We start from the raw sequence: 21465 nt of genomic DNA on the forward strand, positions 1-21465 counted from the left end.
GTATTTTTAAGGAAATAAAGGAAGATTTTCGGTCACTGTTGCAAAAGGACCCTGCCGCCGCCGGTGTTATTGACGTAATCCTGAATCATTCCGGTTTTCATGCCGTTGTCATATACAGGATTGTTAACCGGCTCTACAGAGCAGGGCTTGTTGTGCTATCAAGGTTTGTCTCCACGGTGGGGCGGTTTCTTACAGGAGTGGAGATTCATCCGGCAGCCCGCATTGCACCTGGGTTTGTCATAGACCACGGCATGGGGGTGGTAATAGGTGAAACATCGGAAATTGGAGAGGGTTGCCTCATATATCAGGGTGTCACTCTCGGTGGTACAGGTAAAGAAAAAGGAAAACGCCATCCGACTCTGGGCAAATATGTAGTGGTAGGGGCTGGGGCAAAGGTGCTGGGACCAATTGTGATAGGAGATTTTGTTAAAATAGGGGCAAACTCAGTTGTGCTCAATCCGGTTCCCGCCCACAGCATTGTGGTTGGAGTACCTGGGAAAGTCGTTAAAGACAGACACCATATTGCTCATGAGTCAACCGATGCACTGGATCACAACCAACTGCCCGATCCGGTTGAAAAAAGACTTCAGGCGATGGAAAGGTTAATTCATGAACTTAAAACGGAACTACAATCAAGAAATTAGGAGGTTTAACTCTGAAACTCTATAACACTAAAACCGGCAAAAAGGAACAAATCATACCGATAAACGAAAACCGGATAAACATATACGTTTGCGGGGTTACGGTCTATGACCTTTGTCATGCCGGACACGCACGAAGTGCAATCGTGTTTGATGTGCTGCGGCGGTATTTAAAATACAGGGGATTTAACGTAACTTTTGTTAAAAACTTTACCGATATAGACGATAAAATAATCAACAGGGCTAACGAACTCGGTGTGCCGTGGCAGGAGGTAACCGGTAAGTTTACTAAGGCATACTACGAGGACATGGCAGCCCTTGGCGTGGATAACGCCGATATTGAACCTAAGGCCACAGAGCACATAGAAGAGATTCTGACAATAATCAGCGGCCTAATTGATAAAGGATACGCATACGAGGTGGAAGGGGATGTGTATTTTGAAGTTGAGAAGTTTTCCGGTTACGGGCAGCTTTCAAAGCGGGATTTGCTCTCTATGGAGGCCGGCGCCCGTGTTGCCGTTAATGAAAAAAAGCGTAATCCAATGGATTTTGCCCTGTGGAAAGCCTCTAAGCCTGGGGAGCCCTCATGGGACAGCCCGTGGGGACAGGGACGACCCGGCTGGCACATCGAATGCAGCGCCATGTCTATGAAATACCTGGGCAGCACATTTGATATTCACGGAGGAGGCGCTGATTTAATTTTTCCGCACCACGAAAATGAAATCGCCCAGTCCGAGGCTCATTCCGGTAAACCATTTGTAAACTGCTGGGTCCACAATGGCTTTATCACTATTGACAAGGAGAAGATGTCAAAGTCACTTGGTAATTTTTTTACAATCAGGGATATACTTGAGGACTTTGATGCAGAGGTACTCAGAGCTTTTATGATTTCAACCCACTACAGAAGCCCGATAGAGTTTTCACCCGAACAGCTTGCCCAAACCGAGGCCTCCATAGACAGGTACTACTCAACTGTGCTGAGAATCTCTGAATTTCTGAGTGTTACTTCAAAAAAAGACAAACCGGCAGGAATTGAGGAAGAGTTCAGAGAGTTTATTACAACTGCTAAAAACAGCTTTAACGAGAGCATGGACGATGACCTAAACAGCGCTCTTGCCGTTGGCTGCATATTTGAGCTGATTCGTGAAATCAACCGTTATCTGGATAAAAGACCATCCGGCAACAAGGCTAATGAGCTTATAACACTTGCTTTAGGAACTCTTGATGAGTTAAAAGGCGTCTTGAATATCTTTCAAAAAACGCCGCAGGATTGGTATCGCTCTCTTATCAGAACCAGAAAAATAGAAATTACTGAAGAGACAATCAGTGAATTAATCAATAAACGGCATGAGGCCAGAAAAGAAAAGGATTTTGTTAAATCAGATGCAATAAGAAAAGAGCTTGAACACATGGGCATAACACTTGAGGATAAAACAGATGGAACTCACTGGCGGGTTAAAATTTAGTGTTCGGCAGTGTTTTACTTATTTGTTTTAAATGTGTTAAAGTACATTGTGTGTTAAGGAGCAGGTAAATAAGAGGAGCGCCTGTAGCTCAGTAGGATAGAGCAATTGCCTTCTAAGCAATGGGCCAGGGGTTCGAATCCCTTCAGGCGCACCATATTACCTTTTTTATCAGTTTACGGCCTAATGTGCACAACCGCAGCCGCAACCGCCGCCACCCATAGTCTCTTTGTTCTCGCCTACCAGTTTGATGTTGCCGCTCTTACAGCTTGGACACGTCTTAGGCTTCTCGTTTATATATGTTGCTATAAAAGTCTCACCACATCCCATACAATCAAATGTCCCTCTTGTTATCTCCATTTGTGTGCCTCCCTTATTTTTAGTTTAATCTGCTGCTCTCATCTTAATTTTATAATAGCTTAATTTAGTTCGTCAACTCATATAGAATATTTATATTTAAGAGGATGTAAATGCTTTACTTAGGAAAGCATACGTATGTGAGATAGTATTTGCCTTTTTGACGCAACAGCAGTTTTCCATTGCAGCGTTTCAGGATATTGTTTGTTATTTCAAGGCCAAGTCCCGAGCCTCTGAGCGAATTTACCGCAAGCTCGTTTCGTATAAACACATAAACATAACGGTTATCTGATGATGTCCGTATATTAATGCAGCCGTCTGAGTACTTCAGGGCGTTATCTATAAGATTATACAGAACGTCTCCGACATCGTTGGGATTAGCATAAATTATAAACGGTTTAACATTCATGTGGAAAACACTTTTAATGTCAGACAAACCAAAAAACTCTATGGCTTCAAATATACAGTCCCTGATATTAATCTTTTCTTTTGCTGTTTTCCCCTTTTCCCTGAGCATTTTAAATGAGCGTTTTAAATCTATTTCTATTTTCTCTGTTGTTGTAAAAAGCCTTTGCACCGCCTTTTTTTCACAAGGATTCTCTTTTAGAATTTCAATATTTAATTTTAGAATCGAGATAAAGTTTCCAATCTTATGGTTAAAAGACATCAGAAGCAGATTAAGAAACTTACCGCTACCCTCGATGTCTCTTACAAATTTAGAAATAATCAAGTACATAATAAGAATAAGGGAAAGAAACAGTGAGGACTCTATCCCCAGCACAATAATGGCAAAATCCTTTATTTTATTTTCTATATAAGCACTCTTTACATAAAAGTAGGTTTTAGTCCCGCTTATATATTCCTCAGTTAATAAAGCCAGGGATTTTTCAGTAAGCTGTTTGTTACTTGACATAACATACTCAGGCAGCCCGCAAGCTGTATTCTGTGCATATTGCCTGATAGCAACAGACATTCTATCTTTTAAAATTTCCTCAAGAGTTCCCCTGAAATAAGATACACTTACAAAGTTCAAAATTGCAAACCACACCACACTGATAAATATAAAGACTATCAGGATTTTAGTACCTGTGTGAAGTGGTTTTATACCGAGCTGCATGCAATCGCCTAATACCGAGTTGCATTCAATCGTTTAACTTTGTCGGTTTTGTCACAAGCTCCTCAGCGCACGAAAAAGTATGCCTGTGTCGCCGGCTCCTTACCGCCGCGTTATGCTTCTGAATGCAACTCGGTATCATTATCGGCATAGGGTGCCGTTTATACTTGCTATATTGTGTCAACATTGGCAAATTCCGGCTCGTGAAGGGGTAAGAGAATATCTGCCATGGCTTTAATCTTAACAAGTATATCGTATGCTTCATAAACGTTTATATGGGTACCGGGCGGGATAACTTCCATGTCCATACCGCGTATAGCGGACGGGGGATTGAAGTTTTCCATAATACAGCAAAACCCTGTGATGACGGCCTTACCGGCTGCTGTTTCAACTATCACACTCATGCCCCCTGCGGTGTGTGCAGGTGTGTGAAACATAGTGATGCCGGGCAGTATTTCCGTGTCTTTTGTGAGCACTTTAAACTGCCCGCGCTCTTCCACTTCAAGTATGTAGTCCTCCATGTACCGGAAATCCAGCGGGTGGGGTTGATGAATTGTCTGAAGTTCTTTCTCATGGACGTATATATCAGCATTGACGCATTTATCGTCATTCTCGCAATGGTCGTTATGCAGATGGGTATGGAGTATGATGTTTATATCAGAAGGGGAGAGATTCCACCTTGCCAAAGCCTCCTCGAAAGCATATACTTTAGCACCGAGAAGTTTCTCCCGTGCAGGGGTCTTATCTGGAGCAATCTCTCCGGTATCTACAAGGATTTTAACGCCCTCGCCTGCTATCAACCAGCCATATATAGGTATTGTAAACATCCGGCCATAGCCGTACTGGTAGGTCATCATGGTTTTATCAAACAGTTTTGAACCCATCACTATGGGATGTATCTTATACTGTGCCATACCGGAGCCTCCTCGGGGTTTTTTTTTGATTATACCAATTCACCGTATAAATCTGAATTAAACATGCCTTGTCCTAACTCAGGACACTGTGCATACCTCAGTTACAGAGCAGTTGACTGGCCGCTGCCTAGTAACTCATATTTTCCTACACCTTTAAGTTCAATTGAAAGGTATATGCCGTATTGGTCAGTGGTTTGGCTGTAAAGGAGACCTAGTCCCCAACACTGCTTCATGTACAGAAGGGAAATGCCAAGGTAACCAAGGCGGTCTGTCTTGGCGTCATACCAGGCTGCTGTGTTGAGTCTGAGCTCTTTTGTTATATTAAATCCCAATCCGCTTGTCATGTACATTATGTCATTGTCCTTGTTGTATCTCTCACCTATTGCAAAATCTGTTTTAATAATTCTAAAAATCATTTCGGAGTTAATTGCTTTCAACCGGCTGTCATTGAAATCGTACAATGACTCCGCCTTTATAACAAGAGGGCGCACAAGGCCGAATTGAAATTTCACAGGTTCAAGTTTGTTTGTCTCTTTGGAAGTGTCATATCCCTCGGAAACTCTTCCGTACAAAAACGTACCGTTTTTATCCCTGAGATAGTTCATAAGTGATATTTCGGCGGTTGAGGTTTTTTTAAAGTACTCGGTTGAATCCAGGGTAAACTTGTCCGTGGTGTCAAGACCACTGGAGATGTAGTTATATGAAACAGCCGGCTGCATTACGTGGGTTAGGCTGCCATAGTTTTTGACAAGTGTGGTGTCTAAGGAGGCGCCATAAGTTAGAGCGATATTTTCCATGCTGTTGTACGAACCCGCCTGTCTGTTAAGAGAGATATCGTAAAAGGTGCTCCGTACCCCTGCTGCCTGTGTAAAGCGTGCCATGTCTCCAAATGAGTGATGTATTTTGGGGTAGAGGTCAAATCGCTGTCCTTTAACCGACTGCTCGGATATGAAATTGGCTATTGATGAATTCATTGAAAACAGGGATGATTGAAAAAACTCCGTGGGGTGAACTGTAAAGCCTAACTCAGGGATCTTTTGCGATACATTTTTCGTATAATACTGAAGGTCAACCTGGAACTGTGAGAGCAGATAGGTGCGTGTTTTAGGCGTGGCATAGCCGATGTCGCCGGATGACTGGAGGTAGCGCGATACATTTAGTTGAATATTAGGGCTGTATTTTTTGAAATAATCCTCTGAGTTGAGATAATTTACATTAAAATTTGTATAAAAATCATGGAGAAACTGTTTATGTTCACCTTTAATCTGCAGATACTCTTTGTCATCCACCCTGTCGCTTAAATGATAAATATACCAGCTGCCGGTAATGCCGCCATGTTCTATGTACCTGTATTCGAGCCCTTCTCCTGTGCCACGGCGCGTATAGGTGTTGATGTTAACAGTCAAATCGCGGTTTTCTGAAATAACATAATAAAAAGGAAGATCGAGATAAGTTCCCTTACCTTTTTTGTAACCGTAGGAGGGCATCAGAAATCCGCTTTTTCTTTTTAGTCCCGCCTGATAAACCGGGGTGTACAACACTGAGGTATCGTTTACTTTAAAGAACACACCCTTAGCCAGAAGTCTGTCTTCTGTCAAAATATCAGCCGTATCAGCATAAAAACACCAGGCCGGAACCGGAGTATCACAACTTGTAAAGGAGCTTTTCTCAGCATAATAGGAATTTTCACCCCGTTTTACTATGGTCTCACCCTTAACATAATAACCGTCCTTTTTGAAAACCATATTGGCTCTCCTGAGAGTTCCGGTTTTGTTGTCGGTTAAAATAACTGCCTCATCGGCCTCCATTTTAACCTCAGGGTCCTCGTAAAAAACTGCACCTGAAAAATAAGCAAAAGATGTGTTTTCATCATACCGGCCAAAATCGGCGGTAAGAGTTGTGTTGTCCTGCGTTAGAATCACATTTCCGTAAAGATAGTATATTCTCTTATCACCGTCGTACTCAAGCTTGTCAGCCTCAATAGTCTTAGCTGCTACGGCTCTGCCGGAAAAAAGAAAAAGCAACAAAATTATGCAAGACAGATTTCTCTTTAACATAAATCGCCTTGATTTTAACATATCTATATAATTTTTTATCAACTACTCCTTTATTCCCGAAATCCAAACAAATTTGTGCTTTTCGATAGTTATCCGACATTTTCGTTATTACATTACACGTAGCCATTTTTTTTTGTTGACAAAGATATAATAGGTATGATAAGAAACTGTATGCCCAAAAATATAAGACGGGAAAAAAATTTTTCAGGAGGTATATAAGATGAATCCAGAGGATATTCGTTATCATAAGAAACATACATGGGTGAGTCTTTCAGGTAAGAAAGCAACGATAGGCATAACGGATTATGCGCAGGACGCATTGGGTGATATAGTCTATCTTGACTTGCCGGAGGTGGACAGCGAAGTGGAGGCTAACACGGAGATGTCTGAGATAGAATCAACCAAGGCAACCTCACCGGTCATAGCCCCGGTAAGCGGCACAGTGGTTAGTGTAAATGAAGAGCTTGAGGATGCACCTGAGGTGATAAACGAGGACCCGTACGGTAAGGGCTGGATAGCTGTGGTGGAGATAAGCGATGAGTCGGAGCTGGACGATCTTATGGATTTGCCGGAGTATGAGAAATTTATAGAAGAGGAAGAGGGATGAAAGTAGCTATATTAGGCTCCGGCCCCGGCGGTTATGTAGCGGCACTAAAAGCCGCTCAGATGGGGGCTGATGTAACAGTCATCGAGAAAAAAGAGGTGGGTGGTACGTGTTTAAATGAGGGTTGCATCCCGACAAAGACTCTCATAGCCTCAGCGGAGGCATACTCCAAAGCCAAACATCTCAGTGATTTCGGTATAGACTTGACCGGAGAAGTTAAACCTAATCCGTCAAAGATTTTAGCGCGGAAAAATGAGGTCATATCCATACAGGTTAAAGGAATAAGGGGTTTATTTAAAAGCTGGGGAGTCAAGCTAAAAGAAGGCGCCGGAGAGTTTATATCTGAAAAGGAAATAAGAATATCATTAAAGGACGGCGGGGTGGAATCCCTTACCGCCGATAAATTCATAGTGGCAACCGGCTCAAGGCCGGCGGAGATTCCAATATTTCCCTTTGACGGTAAAAACATTCTAAACAGCACGGATGCACTGGAGATTAACTCAATTCCCTCCTCAATGATAATAGTAGGGGCCGGGGTTATGGGGTGTGAATTTGCCTGTATTTATCAGGAATTCGGCACGGAGGTAACGATGGTGGAGCTGATGCCCAGAGCCCTTACAACGGAAGACCCTGAGATTTCCCAGACTATCGAAAGAGAGTTAAAGAAAAAGAAGATAAAGCTCTATACCGGCATAAAGGTCGAAAAGGTATCGGTAGAGACTTCAGGCGTTAGGGTATCTTTATCTAACGGGAAGGACTTAACGGCGGAGAAACTTCTGGTAACTATCGGCAGGGCTTTCAACTCACAGGGAGTGGGGCTGGACAGGGTAAGTGTTGAGACCGGCAAACGCGGTGAGATAAAAGTAAACCGGTACATGGAGACGTCAAACCCTGATATCTATGCTATAGGGGATGTTACGGGCGGAATGTTGTTAGCCCATACAGCCTCAAAAGAAGGCATCGTAGCGGCAAACAATATAATGGGCCACACCGAGGAGATGGACTATACGGTGGTGCCGGGAGGGATATTTACACATCCCGAGATAGGCTCGGTAGGAATGCGTGAGCATCAACTTCAGGAAAAGGGTTTGCAGTACCGTGTCGGCAGATTCCAGTACCGGGCACTGGGTAAGGCCCACGCCATGGGTGAGATATCGGGGCTTTTTAAAGTTATCTCCGATGAGGAAGGCAAGCGGATACTTGGAGTGCATATAATAGGGCAAAACGCTTCAGACATAGTGCATGAGGCGGCGGTAGCCATGAGAAACGGATTAACAGTGCAGGATTTGGCAGAAACCATTCATGCTCATCCGACCCTTGCCGAGGGACTTATGGAGGCAGCCGAGGATGTGTTGGGACACGCTATTCATATGCCTAAAAAATAACCGTGATATAAAATTAAGGGTTGCTTGAAATAAGCCGCAGAGATGCCGGTTTTATAGTTTAATAAAAAAACTAACGGAGGGATAATGTCAAAGATTGAAGCAGTACATGCAAGACAGATAATGGACTCAAGGGGCAACCCCACGGTGGAGGTTGATGTAATACTGGAAAGTGGAGCAGCAGGGCGTGCCGCCGTGCCAAGTGGTGCTTCAACCGGAGAGAGAGAGGCTGTTGAGTTAAGAGACGGAGATAAGAGCAAGTATCTGGGTAAGGGTGTGCTTAAGGCTGTCGATAATGTAAACAAGGTGCTGGCATCCAAGGTAATAGGCGAGGAGGCGATAAATCAGGCCCAGATAGACAGAATAATGATAGAGGCCGATGCAACGCACAATAAGTCTAAGATAGGGGCAAACGCAATACTTGGAGTATCCCTGGCGGTAGCCAAAGCGGCGGCTGAGGAGTGTGACCTTCCTCTTTATAAGTACATTGGAGGCGTAAATGCCAAGGAACTTCCGGTTCCTATGCTTAACATTATAAACGGCGGCGCCCATGCCGACAACAACGTTGATATTCAGGAGTTTATGATAATGCCGATAGGGGCAGGCACATTTGCCGAGGCTCTTAGAAGCTCAGCCGAGGTGTTTCATACTCTTAAGAAAATCCTGCATGACAAGGGACTTTCCACCGCAGTCGGTGATGAGGGCGGATTTGCTCCCAACCTTAAGTCAAACGAGGAAGCTCTTGCAATTATCGTAGAAGCAATTTCAAAGGCCGGGTATAAGCCGGGTACGGATTTCTATCTCGCACTGGACGTAGCCTCTTCAGAGCTCTATAAGGACGGCAAGTATAACTTTGCCGGTGAGGGCAAAACCTTTACAAAGGCCGAAATGGTTGACTACTATGCCGGTCTTTGCGACAAATACCCGATAATTTCAATCGAGGACGGCTGTAGTGAAAACGACTGGGAAGGTTGGAAGATGCTGACTGATAAGCTTACCAAGAAAATTCAGCTTGTCGGCGACGACCTGTTTGTCACCAATCCTTCAATTCTCAAAGAGGGTATAGAAAAGGGAATAGCCAATTCCATATTGGTGAAAGTCAATCAGATTGGTTCACTGACAGAGACCCTTGATGCCGTAGAGATGGCAAAGAAGGCTAAATACACGGCTGTAATATCCCACCGCTCCGGCGAAACTGAAGACACAACCATAGCAGATATAGCAGTGGCGCTCAATGCCGGACAGATTAAGACCGGTTCAACCTCAAGGAGTGACCGTATTGCTAAGTACAACAGGCTCTTAAGGATAGAAGAGGAGCTTGGAAGCATGGCTATTTACAAGGGACGCAATACCTACTATAACCTGAAGTAATAAACGAATATAAGACATAGATGATGCAGCGGGGGCACGGAGTGCCCCCCTGTTTATTTCCTAAGACAGGCGGTAAAGAATATTATTCATGGGTAAGAGAAATCTTTTGAGGACACAGATTTTGACGGAACGTAAGAGACGAAGCCGTGTTTTTGTATTTATCTTTACGGTGGCCTTTGTGCTTATAATGTTTGATCTGGTGTTTGATGAGATGGGAGTACTGCGGTATATGAAGCTCAAAAAAGAGGAGAGGATACTTGAGCAGAGTTTGTCTGACATTGAGAAAAATATAGTTAAGCTAAAAGAGGAAATCGGCGTTATACGCAGCGATCCGTTTTACATCGAAAAGCAGGCCCGTGAAGACCTTGGACTTGCCAAACCGGACGAATATATTTTTAAGTACGAAAATCCCGAAACGGCTAAAGAGCATAAAGCGAAGAAGTAAGACATATCTTTTTTGGCTCTTTGAGGTGCAAACTACAAGATTGCACCAAAGCAGTGCGTATTGAAAAAAGCGATAACATTTGTTATACTGCCAACGTTTTTAATTTCAAATATAAACAAGGAGGCTTTCTTATGGTAAGGAGAGTGCTGGTAAGTTTCGTATTAGTTTTGTTGTTTTCAGCCGTTTCACACGCGTTGGATTTTTCGGCGGATATGATTTACACCGCAAAGGGGACTAAGACCGAGGGTAAGATGTTTTTTACTAAGGACAAAATCAGGATGGATATGTCAACTCCTGAAAAAGTCTCAACTATCACAAGAGAGGATAAAAAGGTAGTTTGGAGCATTCTTCATAAACAGAAAATGTATATGGAGACACCTATACAACATTCAACCCAAAAACCAATGGTTGATGAAAAGGTGGATGGTGAACTCAGCAGAAAAGAAGTTGGTAAGGAAACCATTGACGGACACTCATGCACAAAGTACATGGTTACTTATAAGTCCGGCGGTAAAGAGCAACAGATATATCAATGGATGGCCTCTGATATTATATTTCCGGTTAAAACCTCGGCGGTGGACGGTTCATGGTCACAGGAGTACAAAAATATAAAAACAGGTTCTCAGCCGGCTGATATTTTTGAAGTTCCCGCCGGTTTCAATAAAATGGAAATTCCCGCCGGTATGAATATGAAGTAATTTAAACCTTTTTTATATATGTCACAGGAGCGCTTCTTTGGATACCATTTTATAAGCATAAGAGGGTTTTGAACCAGTCCTGCGCGTATCAGAATCAGCCGCCCATGAAATCAGCTGCCCCTATGCAGAGGTTTAACGGGCTGAGGGCATTTAGAGGGAAAATTGGAGCGGGCAACGAGACTCGAACTCGCGACCCCAACCTTGGCAAGGTTGTGCTCTACCACTGAGCTACGCCCGCTCTGCCGGTACCACCACAGATATGCTACTATAATTATTTAACAGTTTGCAACTTTACTCTTGTAACTTTATCATCGTTCACTGTATTATAGTAAATACTGTGTTTGTAACACGGTAATATCATAAAGGAAAACGGCAGTGTTTGTCAATATGTATTATCCAAAAATAGAAGAATTTAAAAAAATATCAAAAGACGGCAATCTGATTCCTGTTTACACGGAGATTCTGGCCGACACTGAGACCCCTGTATCGGCATACTTAAAACTATGCGGGCCAAATACGTTTCTGCTGGAGAGCGTCATGGGAGGGGAAAAATGGGCCAGGTATTCGTTTTTAGGGATCGCTCCTAAAAAAACTATGAAGTTCCGTGGTAACGAGGTTGAAATTACGTGTGACGGTAAATCCACCCAAAAAATGGTGGTTGATCCGATTGAGGTGTTAAGGGAAGAGCTCTCTCAGTACACTGCAGTTAAAACACACGGTTTGCCGCGCTTTTATGGCGGTTTGGTCGGCTACATCGGCTATGAGTGTGTACAGTTTTTTGAAAGTGTACCAATAAGAGAAAAACCGTCTCTCGGCTTACCGGATTCGATGTTTATGCTTATGGACACTATTGTTATTTTTGACAACCTGAGACAGGCTATTAAAGTTGTGGCTAACGCCTCCCTTATCGGTAAAACCGCAGAGGACAGCTACAAGGAAGCAATCGGGAAAATATCGGCAATTGTAGAGCTGCTAAAAAAACCGGTAGCCAACCGGACTCTCTCTATTGACAATAATTCCATAAATGCTAATGACTCCGACAGCTATAAGTCCTCATTTACTGAAAAAGGGCAGTTCTTCGAGGCTGTTGAGAAATCAAAAGAGTATATCAGGGCTGGGGACGCTTTTCAAATAGTAGTGTCACAGCGGTTTGAATCAGATATTGAAATAGAGGCATTTGATGTTTATCGTTGTCTGAGAGTGATAAATCCCTCCCCGTACATGTTTTATCTTAACTTTGGTGATACTCAGATAGTGGGCTCATCCCCGGAGATTCTTGTAAGGGTGGAAGAGGGCAAAATCACGCTGCGCCCGATTGCGGGCACAAGGAGGCGGGGGCGCTCCGAGGATGAGGACCTGGCTCTTGAGGTCGAGTTAAAAGGCGATCCTAAGGAAAGGGCTGAGCATATAATGCTGGTTGATCTGGGTAGAAATGACGTTGGCAGGGTGGCTGTTGTGGGGACAGTGAAAGTTACCGAACTTATGGATGTGGAGCGCTACAGCCACGTCATGCACATAGTGTCAAACGTGGAGGGTACACTGAGAGAGGGGCTTGACTCATTTGACGTCTTAAGGGCGTGTTTTCCGGCGGGGACGGTAACAGGGGCGCCGAAGGTGCGGGCTATGGAAATCATAGATGAACTTGAGCCTGTAATGCGCGGCCCTTATGCAGGAGCGGTCGGCTATTTCGGCTTTTCAGGCTCCATGGATACCTGTATTACCATTAGAACCATACTGATTACAGAGGGCAAGGTATTTGTGCAGGCCGGGGCCGGCATCGTTGCCGACTCTGTTGCTGAAAACGAATACGAGGAAACTGTAAATAAAGCAAAAGGCATGTTTCGTGCCGTTGTTATGGCTAAGAGCGGATGTTAGTCAAAAAACATGGAAACTGTGTGAGTTAAAACTGTTATGCTTTTAATGATAGATAATTATGATTCATTTACATACAATCTTGTTCAATATCTGGGCGAACTTGGGCAGGTTATAAAAGTCTTCAGAAACGATAAAATCACAGTTAGTGATATTGAGAAACTGAAGCCGGACACTATTGTGATCTCTCCGGGGCCTTGCACTCCGAATGAGGCGGGAATCTCGGTTGATTTAATAAAAAACTTCTTTAGTAAAATTCCGATTCTTGGAGTGTGTCTGGGGCATCAATCCATTGGAGCGGCTTTTAATGCAGATATCGTCAGGGCGCAGCGGCTTATGCACGGTAAGACTTCCCTGATCTATCATGACGGCAAGGGCATATTCAAGGGGATACCCAATCCGTTTGAAGCCACACGGTATCATTCGCTGATAATTAAAAAAGACACGCTTTCAGATGATTTTGAAATTACCGCATGGACTGATGCTGATGAAATCATGGGTATCAGACACCAGTCATACCCGCTTGAGGGTGTACAATTTCACCCTGAGTCTATACTAACAAAGGCCGGCAAGGAGATTCTCTCAAATTTCCTTACGCTCTCCGCAGCTTTTAACGCTAAGCACAGTCACGGCGGGAGGTAAACCGTGATAAGAGAAGCGATAAATATTCTGACACAGAGCATAGACCTCTCCAGTAATGAAATGATTGAGTGTATGACGGAAATAATGGAGGGCAGGGCAACTGATGCCCAGATAGCAGCCTTTTTAACAGTCCTTAAGGTTAAAGGCGAGACGGTTGAAGAGATAACGGCAGCCGTCACGGTAATGAGAGAAAAGGCGATAAAAATAACCGCCCCCGAGGGTGTTGTGGATACCTGCGGCACCGGTGGCGACCTTTCCCATACATTTAACATATCAACAACAGCGGCGGTAGTGACGGCAGCTTGCGGCATACCGGTAGCCAAGCATGGGAACCGCTCGGTATCAAGCCGCACGGGAAGTGCAGACGTGCTTGAAGCCCTTGACGTCATAATAGATCTGAGCCCTGAAAAAGTTGAGAAATGCTTGTATGAAACCGGATTTGGATTTCTATTTGCCCCGTTATTTCACCCTGCCATGAAGTATGCGGTAAGTCCAAGAAGGGAAATTGGAATAAGGACAATTTTTAATATACTCGGGCCGCTAACTAATCCGGCAGGCGCTAAAAGACAAATAGTCGGTGTCTATGATGCAGCTTTGACGGAGCCACTGGCGGCTGTGCTGGGGAATTTGGGTGCAGTTGATGCAATGGTATTTCATGGAGCAGACGGCCTTGATGAGGTTACAATATCCGACGGCACCTATGTGTCGAGATTTTCAGGCGGTACTGTTAATAATCTGGTGTTTGCACCGGAGGATTTCCGGTTTGACAGGGCGGAATTATCAACTCTTTCCGGTGGTAACAGAGAGGACAATGCCCGCATTACTTATGAAATTCTAAGTGGAGGCAAAGGCCCGGGACGTGACATTGTTATTATGAACTCCGCCTGTGCTCTTATGGTCTCACAACAGCAGTATGAACTGGATGCAGCCGTTAACATGGTTACTGATGCTCTGGATAGCGGCAGTGCCCTTCGGAAACTTGAGGAAATAAAGAGAGTTTCACAAAAATTAAAGGATTAAAAAACTTGCATTCATACCAAGTTGCAGTAAAAGGTAAACGCAGGCAGCTGTTATTCCAATTCTAATTCATTTGTCTAACTTTGTTGGCTTCGTCACAAGCTCCTCAACGTACTAAAAGTACGCCTGCGTCGCTTGTTCCTTGCCGCCTCGTTATACTTTTGAATTAGAATTGGAATTACTCGCTATTAAAGAAATTGTATTTTCTTTCGTGTGAGATTGTGGTCTCAGAGCCGTGGCCTGGAAATACCCTTGTTTCAGGAGGTAGTCCCATAAGGCGCTTGAAGGATTTTTTTAAATCAAGAGCATTACCACCCGGCAGGTCTGTTCTTCCCACCGAACCCTCAAAGAGGGTATCACCGGTTACGATTATTCCCTCGCCATAAATACATATGCCGCCGGGGGTGTGTCCCGGTGTGTGAAGCACCTCAAACTGATGACTGCCAACTGTAATAGTGTCACTCTCAGAGAGAAACTGGTCAGGCTTAGGCATAGGATCCATCTGGTGGCCCCAAAATAACGCCATGTCACGGGCGGCTTCATATATGGTGCGGTCATCTGTATGCATTAACAGCAGGGGGTTAAGGGCATCCTTTATTTCAGGAATACCCCCTATGTGGTCAAAATGCGTGTGCGTACAAACTATTTTCTTTAAGGTAAGAGACTTATCGGTTATAAAATCAATAATTCTGTCGGGTTCATCGCCGGGGTCTATTACGATGGTCTCTCCGGTGTCCTTATCTGAGAGGATGTAGCAGTTGACCTGTAAAGGCCCAACCACAAAACACCTAAGAAACAGCCCCATCTCTTAGCCCCCAACACGATTTAACCCCGCTCACAGTATAAGTTTCCCTGTGGCCGCCTAAAAAAACAGCTTCTGATTAATAAGCACACCAAGGGATAGCAAGAATGCATAAATACAGAGCGACTCAATCATAGCAAGACCAATAATCAGTGTGGTTGTAATCTTACCGGATGCCCCGGGATTTCTTGCAACACCATCACATGCCTTACTAAGACCCAGCCCCTGGCCTATTCCCGTGCCAAGTGCCGCTATTCCCAGCCCTATTAATGCTCCAATAGCTGCAAATGCCTTTACGTTGCCCGATTGGCTGTCAGCCGCTCCATCGGCTGCATACAATGTCGCTACAGGTACTGCCGCTACCGTCATTACTACAAACAGCAACATTAAAAATCTCTTCATTTAATTCAACCTCCACAGTATTTTTATTAATATTAATGTGACTCTTCAACTGCACCGGCAAAGTACAGCGTTGCTAACAAAACAAAAACAAAGGCCTGTACAACACTGACAAGTATGCCAAGGCCTAAAAACACTATAGGAATTACCGCCGGAGCCAACACTGCCAATACTGACAGTATTATGTGCTTTGAGAGCATATTTCCAAAAAGCCTCACCGACAGGGTAACAGGTCGCGCCAGGTGCCCAATGAACTCTATTATAAACATCATAATCATCAGTGGCAGCGCATAAATTGACCGTATAGGCCCCAAAAAATGTTTCAGATAACCGCCACCGTGCTCTCTGAGTCCAAAGTAGTGGGTTGCTATAAACACCGGTACAGCGCAGGAGGCCGTCGTGTTGATATTACCCGTGGGTGCATCAAACCCGGGAATTAAACCCATTAAGTTACAAACAAGAATATAGAGCCCCAGTGTGCCTATCATGGGAAACATTGAGTCAACCCAGTGGTGGTTTATGTTGTCTTTGCAAAAATCATATAAGGCCTCAACAATTCCCTCCACCACGTTTTGTGCTCCAACCGGCACCAGCTTCAAGGAGCCCCTAACAACAAACGCAACGGTTATTAGAATTGCCATCGCTACCCACGAATACGTAACATAGGGCGGAACCCCCGATATGTGTATGAGTGCATGTGATTCCAACTCTTACCCTCCTCTGTAAAATAAAATATCATACTTGTCTGAAAGTCTAAATGTCAAGAACTTCTGATTAAAAATTTTTAATTATAGATAAGTAATGTTATTGCCTATACAGTTATAGCAAAAAGCAAAAGTATGTTCTTATTGATTTATTAAAGAAGAGATTGCCACACCCCCTGCGGGGGTTCGCAATGACGGCATGTAGTTGTTTTTACTGTGTTTTTTTATTCGTCATTGCGAGGAGCGATAGCGACGTGGCAATCTCAACCACTAAAAATAATGAACGGAATTATGGTTTTCGCTATAACTGCTTAAGCATTTTAATTTTTTCTCTTTAATTTTAAACTCTCTTCTGAAAAGTTAATATTCTGAAACCTCGATTTTCGCTATTTAATTTCCCTTACACAGGTAGGAAGAGTAAAAAACCGTTTATGAAGTATAAGATACCGGCTGAACCTATAACAATGCTTACAAGCCAGAGGGATTTTTTTTTCATAAGGGCCGAGATGGAACCTATCAGAATCGCAATTTGAAGGAATATGATAGCCATACCAAATGCTCGTGAGTGCTGTTGAGCATCTTCACGCAGTTTTTCCAGCTTTTTAGCCTCGGCTGATATTGCAGCCTTTTCACTGTCATATTTTTTTATTTTCTCCCCAAAGAAGGCTATTTTTTCGTTGTAGTGTTTTATCCCGGAAGCAGATAATTCAGACTCCGAAAAGTTCAATTCTGTTTCATACCTGTCCTTTTGTCCCTCATATAGGTAGCTCTTTATGCTCTTTGCCTGGAAGTATGCCCATTGGTCAGACGCTTGTGATTGAAAAAGCAGCGATTTTGTGGAATAATTGCCACCCTTAAATGTGGATAGGGTTGCCAATACTGCAAACAGCACAGTGGTCATAGCCAGGTAATTAAGCCAGGGTTCTTTTTTCTCATCTGCCATGATTTCTCTTCCTCCTGCTTATTAGTTCTCTGTATCTGTGTTACCGGCTCTGAAAAGTTCTTACTAAATCATCTTTGGTAAAGAATTCCATGTCTGCGCCTGCCGAGCGTATCTCGGCTTTATATGGACTGAGCCTTTTGTATAAATACGGCACTCCACATGAATCATAGAGATCGGGTTTTTTCAATTTTAGCTCAGTAAGCTTACGCGGCACTTTCCCCTCGTGTTCATAACTGTAAATACTCAGCGCTGATTCTATAATACTCATCTCGGCCTTTGTGATTCTAGTAACCACAGGACATATCAATGAGCTGAAGGTTTCTCTGATTTCGGAAAACAAAAAGTCGGAAAATTTCAATGAAGTTTCAATGTCGGCAATCTCTTCCAGCCGGGTTTCATCTTCACTGGAGATATATGATAGCCTGGGAGTTGTAGAAAAATGATCAACAACGGCCTTTCTTTCTTTCGTTATATCAATCTCCTGTGTACTGCCTGAAACAGAAAAACTTACCGTTCCCTCAAGCACTGCAACCTCTGTGCCGGGAACATTTTCCATAAATGATCTGGGAATTTCATCATTATATTTTACTAAAAATGAAGTACCCCTTACGCCGGCAACAGCTTGAGGCGTTTGTACCGAAAACACCTTTTTTGACTTTCCACCCTGATCTGCGGCAAGTTTGTGGGTTATTTTTACCAAAACCGCACCTTTTGTCAATTTTGTTTGAGGCTCGGCATCAGGGCCGTCTTTATCCACCTCAAGGGCTGTATTTTCTGTAACCCTGACAGCAGCCCTGTTTTTAAATACCACATCTGTTTTTGAGTTATCCACAGTCCGGATAATATCTCCCGGCTTTATTGATTCATGTTTTTTAGCTCTGAGTTCCGGTTTCCCTCGATTCTGAACAGTAACGTAACCCTCCAACTTGTCAATTACATATTCATTAATTAATCTTTTATAACGGAAATACTTCTCTGCAACGTTATAGACAGCAACTACTACAGCTGACATCATGAGAATCAATATTATTTTCTTTTTAATACTCATGTGGCATCGTTACATTAATTTTCCTTGTTATCTAAACGTAATTGAAAATATTGCCGAAAGAAAATCATTTCTTGGCAGATTTCCTTTCAGCAGATATCTGATCTCGTCAATATTACGTTTAATTCTGGGATTTTCAAGATTCTTAGATACTCTTAACACCTCTTCTAAAGTTGTAACGCCCTCAGTTGCTTTCAGGAAACCGTCCTCCACAAGTGACGTCATTCCGTAGCTTCTGGCAATATTTTCAGCTTCTTTAGCCATTGCTCCGTTTAATACAGCTTTCTTAATCTCTTCATTCATACAAAGCAGTTCGTGAATTGCTACCCTGCCCTTAAATCCGGTGTTATTACAGTTATTACAACCGCCGCCCTTGTAAAACTTCAATTTACCATTTTCAATTTCCTCCGGTACCCCATTTATAAATAACGTGAAAAATTCAATGTCCTCCCAGAGAGGTTTATATTCCACCTTACAGTCTGGACATACTACCCTAACCAGTCTCTGCCCCAGTATTGAGACCAAGGTAGAGGATAGCAGAAACGGCCTTATACCCATGTCAAGCAGACGGGATATGGCTGCTGAGGCGTCATTGGTATGAAGTGTCGTAAAGAGCAAGTGTCCTGTTAATCCGGCTGTTAAGGCCATCGTGGCGGATTCATGATCCCGCATCTCTCCAAACATTATAATGTCGGGGTCCTGACGCAAAGATGCTTTTATCCCTTTGCTGTATGATGTTTCCCTTGTATCATCTGCACCGACACGAGCCTGTGCCACTCCGTCTATGAGATACTCCGGCGGGTCCTCAAGTGTAAGAATGCTGATTTCCTCCTTGTTCAGAGCATCCAGAGTTGAGTAAAGCATGGTAGTCTTACCTGAACCTGTAGGGCCTGTCACTATCACAATGCCGGAGGACATAGAGCAAACCATTCTATACTTTTCTACTAAGTTTTTATACATCCCTAATTTTTCAAATGTCGGCACTACATCAGATTGTATCAGAATTCTTATCACCATCTTATCGCCATAAACAGTAGGAAGAATGGATATTCTCAAATCAGTTTCTATATTTTTGTCTTCATAAAAAACCCTCTTACGGTCATCCACAATGACATTTTGAATATGAGAGTCCTTAAACCTGAAATAGTTTTTTAATCCTCTTACAAAAGCAGTATTTAATGTCTTTGGCAAACCAGGCTGCTCCACTAATATTCCGTCTATACGGAAACGAATTCTTAAGTTATGCTTAGTCGGCTCAATATGTATATCGGAGGTTTTAAGGTCTATTGCCTTCATAATAAGCTGCATAAATATATTGAGATTGTAATTTGAGGAATAATACTTTGTGCCGATATAAAGGATTTCGGTTGCCGCTGTAGCTTCCACGACTATTTTCTGAGATAATGATATTGCATCCTTGCTATTAAAAACATGAGGGATGAATTCCATTATTTCATTTAAGCCGGCAAGGGCAAACTCCACGGATAACGTCATTTTACTTCTGTCTCCGGAGGCGATCAGGTAATTTTTAATTTCCTTCAGCATCTCATTTTTGATCTTTTGGGTGTTTTTTATATCCGACTCAGAAATAATGCAATGGTAAATTATGCTTCCCTGTTCTCCCTGGTACTTCTTGTAAGGAATAAATCTGTTATCCATCAACATTTTAGCGGAAAAAATAAAAAATAGTTCAGAGTCCAATTCTGAAATATCCGGCTTAATTCTTGGCAGATTATGCTGTTTTGCTATGGTTCTGAGAAGAGTTTCGTTATTAATGAGTTTAAGCTCTTCTACCAAAATGGAACCGATTCTTTTTTGCGGATTTTGCCTTTGAATTTCTAAAACGGCTTTAAGCTCTTCTTTTGTTATCTTTTTGTCAATAACCAGGTACTCGCCAAGAGGGATATTTATATTGTTGAGCTGGATAAATGAGAGCAACTGATTTGATGTTAATATTTTTAGCTCCGTCAGAACACTACCCAGCAGAGCTATTTCACCCTGTTCTCTTAACTGATGTTGTCTTTCTAATGCAGTTTCCAGTTGCTTCTTGTTAATCACCCCTGAGTCTAATAACATCTCGCCAATTCTTTTTTTTTTCTCGGTTGTCATTTTTTACCCGTCCTGAAATGTAATTCACTGGAATTCTTCATTCTCATATCCACTGCCTCTAGTGTCCTCATAAGCTTAATCATACCGGTTTCTTTGCCGGAGTTGCCGCATTCGATACACTCATTAAATTCATCCGCCCTATGAGCAGGCCTGATAAATACCTCCTCACCTCTTACCGTCTCCGCTACTATCTTGCACACACCATCTCCATGTACTCTTTTTATTCTTATTATATTGTCTAAATTAAGCAAATCTCCAGGTTCTGTTATTATCCACATTGACAAAGCCCTCCATTTTCTAACTCAAACTATATCCCCCACCGCTTCCCTAATAGCCTAAAGCTGCCATGTATATAAATAAAAAATATACAATCAACGGATTATAACAAAAATAAAAATTTTTTACATGTAAATTTTTTATAAATATTGTTTTTATAAGAATTGTTTTTTGTCAAAAATCAGAAAAAAATCGCAAAAAAACATCAGCCGGTTAATACCAAGCAGCAGTCAAAAGAGTAACGAGGTGTCGTTTTCTACCTGCCGCCTATGTTTGCTTCCGCCTGCAACTTTGTAATTATATTATGCATTATGGAAATTTTGAACCTATTTGTGGCTAATATTCCACAGTTTGTGTAATTTTCACACGTTTTTAATGTTGCTGCTATAAGAAATTTATACAAATCAGCATGTTACAACGTATTTTATGTTGGCATAGATATTGCATCATGATTACATTCCATAACATCGCAAAATTTGGCGGGTTATAAATAGTAAGCCGTTTTGTTTTATTTGATTATTATTTGTATTTAACAGTTGTTTTGATATGCTAAAAGGGGAATGTGCGTGTTTTACATGCTGCTCTTTTTCTTTATAAAAGGGGGAGGGAT

Annotated in this window: 21 protein-coding genes and 2 tRNA genes; 11 read left to right on the forward strand and 12 right to left on the reverse strand. The window is 42.7% G+C overall.

What is annotated here, in order from left to right:
* Positions 1-2 precede the first annotated feature (2 nt).
* The 3 genes from cysE (at position 3) to H7844_05525 (ending at position 2261) form a co-directional block, all read left to right on the forward strand.
* Positions 3-644 carry a serine O-acetyltransferase gene (cysE, locus tag H7844_05515; protein ID MEO5356742.1) on the forward strand — a complete coding sequence of 214 codons (642 nt, stop codon included), beginning with the start codon at positions 3-5 and terminating at the stop codon, positions 642-644.
* On the forward strand, positions 632-2107 hold the full coding sequence (gene cysS / locus H7844_05520; GenBank protein ID MEO5356743.1) for a cysteine--tRNA ligase: 1476 nt from the start codon (positions 632-634) through the stop codon (positions 2105-2107). The genes cysE and cysS overlap by 13 nt, the downstream gene beginning before the upstream one ends.
* A 77-nt stretch (positions 2108-2184) precedes the next feature.
* A tRNA-Arg gene (locus tag H7844_05525) sits at positions 2185-2261 on the forward strand.
* 26 nt (positions 2262-2287) lie between these two features.
* Here the strand turns inward: H7844_05525 and H7844_05530 are convergent.
* The 4 genes from H7844_05530 to lptD all read right to left on the reverse strand — a co-directional run bounded on the left by H7844_05530 (position 2288) and on the right by lptD (position 6588).
* Positions 2288-2464 (reverse strand): hydrogenase maturation nickel metallochaperone HypA, encoded by a 177-nt coding sequence (locus tag H7844_05530; protein ID MEO5356744.1) that lies wholly within the window; start codon positions 2462-2464, stop codon positions 2288-2290.
* Positions 2465-2579: 115 nt separating this feature from the next.
* Entirely contained in the window at positions 2580-3578 is a 999-nt protein-coding gene (locus H7844_05535; protein ID MEO5356745.1) for a hypothetical protein, read from the reverse strand.
* A gap of 167 nt (positions 3579-3745) precedes the next feature.
* A complete protein-coding gene (locus tag H7844_05540; protein MEO5356746.1) occupies positions 3746-4489 on the reverse strand; it encodes an N-acyl homoserine lactonase family protein in 744 nt (247 codons plus the stop codon).
* 101 nt (positions 4490-4590) lie between these two features.
* On the reverse strand, positions 4591-6588 hold the full coding sequence (gene lptD, locus H7844_05545; protein MEO5356747.1) for an LPS assembly protein LptD: 1998 nt from the start codon (positions 6586-6588) through the stop codon (positions 4591-4593).
* Between the two features lie 178 nt (positions 6589-6766).
* Between lptD and gcvH the strand changes: the two genes are divergently transcribed.
* The 5 genes from gcvH (at position 6767) to H7844_05570 (ending at position 11046) form a co-directional block, all read left to right on the forward strand.
* Positions 6767-7153, forward strand: a complete 387-nt coding sequence (gcvH, locus tag H7844_05550; GenBank protein ID MEO5356748.1) for a glycine cleavage system protein GcvH — start codon at positions 6767-6769, stop codon at positions 7151-7153.
* A complete protein-coding gene (gene lpdA, locus H7844_05555; GenBank protein ID MEO5356749.1) occupies positions 7150-8535 on the forward strand; it encodes a dihydrolipoyl dehydrogenase in 1386 nt (461 codons plus the stop codon). Before gcvH ends, lpdA begins: the two co-directional genes overlap by 4 nt.
* A gap of 84 nt (positions 8536-8619) precedes the next feature.
* Positions 8620-9903, forward strand: a complete 1284-nt coding sequence (eno, locus tag H7844_05560) for a phosphopyruvate hydratase (protein MEO5356750.1) — start codon at positions 8620-8622, stop codon at positions 9901-9903.
* A gap of 88 nt (positions 9904-9991) precedes the next feature.
* The gene (locus tag H7844_05565; GenBank protein MEO5356751.1) at positions 9992-10348 is read left to right on the forward strand and encodes a septum formation initiator family protein; all 357 of its coding nucleotides are present in this window, start codon (positions 9992-9994) and stop codon (positions 10346-10348) included.
* A gap of 131 nt (positions 10349-10479) precedes the next feature.
* Positions 10480-11046 carry a DUF4412 domain-containing protein gene (locus H7844_05570; protein ID MEO5356752.1) on the forward strand — a complete coding sequence of 189 codons (567 nt, stop codon included), beginning with the start codon at positions 10480-10482 and terminating at the stop codon, positions 11044-11046.
* Positions 11047-11209: 163 nt separating this feature from the next.
* On the opposite strand, the gene H7844_05575 is transcribed toward H7844_05570, so the two are convergent.
* Positions 11210-11284: transfer RNA gene (locus tag H7844_05575), tRNA-Gly, on the reverse strand.
* 149 nt (positions 11285-11433) lie between these two features.
* Between H7844_05575 and trpE the strand changes: the two genes are divergently transcribed.
* The 3 genes from trpE to trpD are packed head-to-tail and all read left to right on the forward strand — an operon-like array spanning position 11434 to position 14580.
* Positions 11434-12921 carry an anthranilate synthase component I gene (gene trpE / locus H7844_05580; protein MEO5356753.1) on the forward strand — a complete coding sequence of 496 codons (1488 nt, stop codon included), beginning with the start codon at positions 11434-11436 and terminating at the stop codon, positions 12919-12921.
* A 36-nt stretch (positions 12922-12957) separates the two neighbouring features.
* Positions 12958-13560, forward strand: coding sequence for an aminodeoxychorismate/anthranilate synthase component II (locus H7844_05585; GenBank protein MEO5356754.1), 603 nt, complete (start codon positions 12958-12960; stop codon positions 13558-13560).
* A gap of 3 nt (positions 13561-13563) precedes the next feature.
* Positions 13564-14580, forward strand: a complete 1017-nt coding sequence (gene trpD / locus H7844_05590; protein MEO5356755.1) for an anthranilate phosphoribosyltransferase — start codon at positions 13564-13566, stop codon at positions 14578-14580.
* A 175-nt stretch (positions 14581-14755) separates the two neighbouring features.
* On the opposite strand, the gene H7844_05595 is transcribed toward trpD, so the two are convergent.
* From H7844_05595 to H7844_05625, 7 genes are all read right to left on the reverse strand, one after another.
* Positions 14756-15382: an MBL fold metallo-hydrolase gene (locus tag H7844_05595; GenBank protein MEO5356756.1), complete on the reverse strand. Its 627-nt coding sequence runs from the start codon at positions 15380-15382 to the stop codon at positions 14756-14758.
* A gap of 57 nt (positions 15383-15439) precedes the next feature.
* A complete protein-coding gene (gene atpE / locus H7844_05600) occupies positions 15440-15781 on the reverse strand; it encodes an ATP synthase F0 subunit C (protein MEO5356757.1) in 342 nt (113 codons plus the stop codon).
* Positions 15782-15813: 32 nt separating this feature from the next.
* The gene (atpB, locus tag H7844_05605) at positions 15814-16485 is read right to left on the reverse strand and encodes a F0F1 ATP synthase subunit A (GenBank protein ID MEO5356758.1); all 672 of its coding nucleotides are present in this window, start codon (positions 16483-16485) and stop codon (positions 15814-15816) included.
* 397 nt (positions 16486-16882) lie between these two features.
* Positions 16883-17425: a DUF4337 domain-containing protein gene (locus H7844_05610; GenBank protein MEO5356759.1), complete on the reverse strand. Its 543-nt coding sequence runs from the start codon at positions 17423-17425 to the stop codon at positions 16883-16885.
* 40 nt (positions 17426-17465) lie between these two features.
* Positions 17466-18473, reverse strand: a complete 1008-nt coding sequence (locus H7844_05615; protein MEO5356760.1) for a FecR family protein — start codon at positions 18471-18473, stop codon at positions 17466-17468.
* 27 nt (positions 18474-18500) lie between these two features.
* The gene (gene tadA, locus H7844_05620; GenBank protein ID MEO5356761.1) at positions 18501-20579 is read right to left on the reverse strand and encodes a Flp pilus assembly complex ATPase component TadA; all 2079 of its coding nucleotides are present in this window, start codon (positions 20577-20579) and stop codon (positions 18501-18503) included.
* Positions 20576-20857: a hypothetical protein gene (locus H7844_05625; GenBank protein ID MEO5356762.1), complete on the reverse strand. Its 282-nt coding sequence runs from the start codon at positions 20855-20857 to the stop codon at positions 20576-20578. The genes tadA and H7844_05625 overlap by 4 nt, the downstream gene beginning before the upstream one ends.
* Positions 20858-21465: the final 608 nt, after the last annotated feature.

The sequence above is a fragment of the Nitrospirae bacterium YQR-1 genome, from assembly GCA_039908095.1.
Taxonomy (GTDB): Bacteria; Nitrospirota; Thermodesulfovibrionia; order Thermodesulfovibrionales; family Magnetobacteriaceae; genus Magnetomonas.

Coding starts and splice junctions, on each gene's coding strand:
- H7844_05530 (MEO5356744.1), bottom strand. CDS start 2,464: ATGGAGATAACAAGAGGGACATTTGATTGTATGGGATGTGGTGAGACT.
- H7844_05535 (MEO5356745.1), bottom strand. CDS start 3,578: ATGCAGCTCGGTATAAAACCACTTCACACAGGTACTAAAATCCTGATA.
- H7844_05540 (MEO5356746.1), bottom strand. CDS start 4,489: ATGGCACAGTATAAGATACATCCCATAGTGATGGGTTCAAAACTGTTT.
- gcvH (MEO5356748.1), top strand. CDS start 6,767: ATGAATCCAGAGGATATTCGTTATCATAAGAAACATACATGGGTGAGT.
- lpdA (MEO5356749.1), top strand. CDS start 7,150: ATGAAAGTAGCTATATTAGGCTCCGGCCCCGGCGGTTATGTAGCGGCA.
- eno (MEO5356750.1), top strand. CDS start 8,620: ATGTCAAAGATTGAAGCAGTACATGCAAGACAGATAATGGACTCAAGG.
- H7844_05565 (MEO5356751.1), top strand. CDS start 9,992: ATGGGTAAGAGAAATCTTTTGAGGACACAGATTTTGACGGAACGTAAG.
- H7844_05570 (MEO5356752.1), top strand. CDS start 10,480: ATGGTAAGGAGAGTGCTGGTAAGTTTCGTATTAGTTTTGTTGTTTTCA.
- trpE (MEO5356753.1), top strand. CDS start 11,434: ATGTATTATCCAAAAATAGAAGAATTTAAAAAAATATCAAAAGACGGC.
- H7844_05585 (MEO5356754.1), top strand. CDS start 12,958: ATGCTTTTAATGATAGATAATTATGATTCATTTACATACAATCTTGTT.
- H7844_05595 (MEO5356756.1), bottom strand. CDS start 15,382: ATGGGGCTGTTTCTTAGGTGTTTTGTGGTTGGGCCTTTACAGGTCAAC.
- atpE (MEO5356757.1), bottom strand. CDS start 15,781: ATGAAGAGATTTTTAATGTTGCTGTTTGTAGTAATGACGGTAGCGGCA.
- H7844_05610 (MEO5356759.1), bottom strand. CDS start 17,425: ATGGCAGATGAGAAAAAAGAACCCTGGCTTAATTACCTGGCTATGACC.
- H7844_05615 (MEO5356760.1), bottom strand. CDS start 18,473: ATGAGTATTAAAAAGAAAATAATATTGATTCTCATGATGTCAGCTGTA.
- tadA (MEO5356761.1), bottom strand. CDS start 20,579: ATGACAACCGAGAAAAAAAAAAGAATTGGCGAGATGTTATTAGACTCA.
- H7844_05625 (MEO5356762.1), bottom strand. CDS start 20,857: ATGTGGATAATAACAGAACCTGGAGATTTGCTTAATTTAGACAATATA.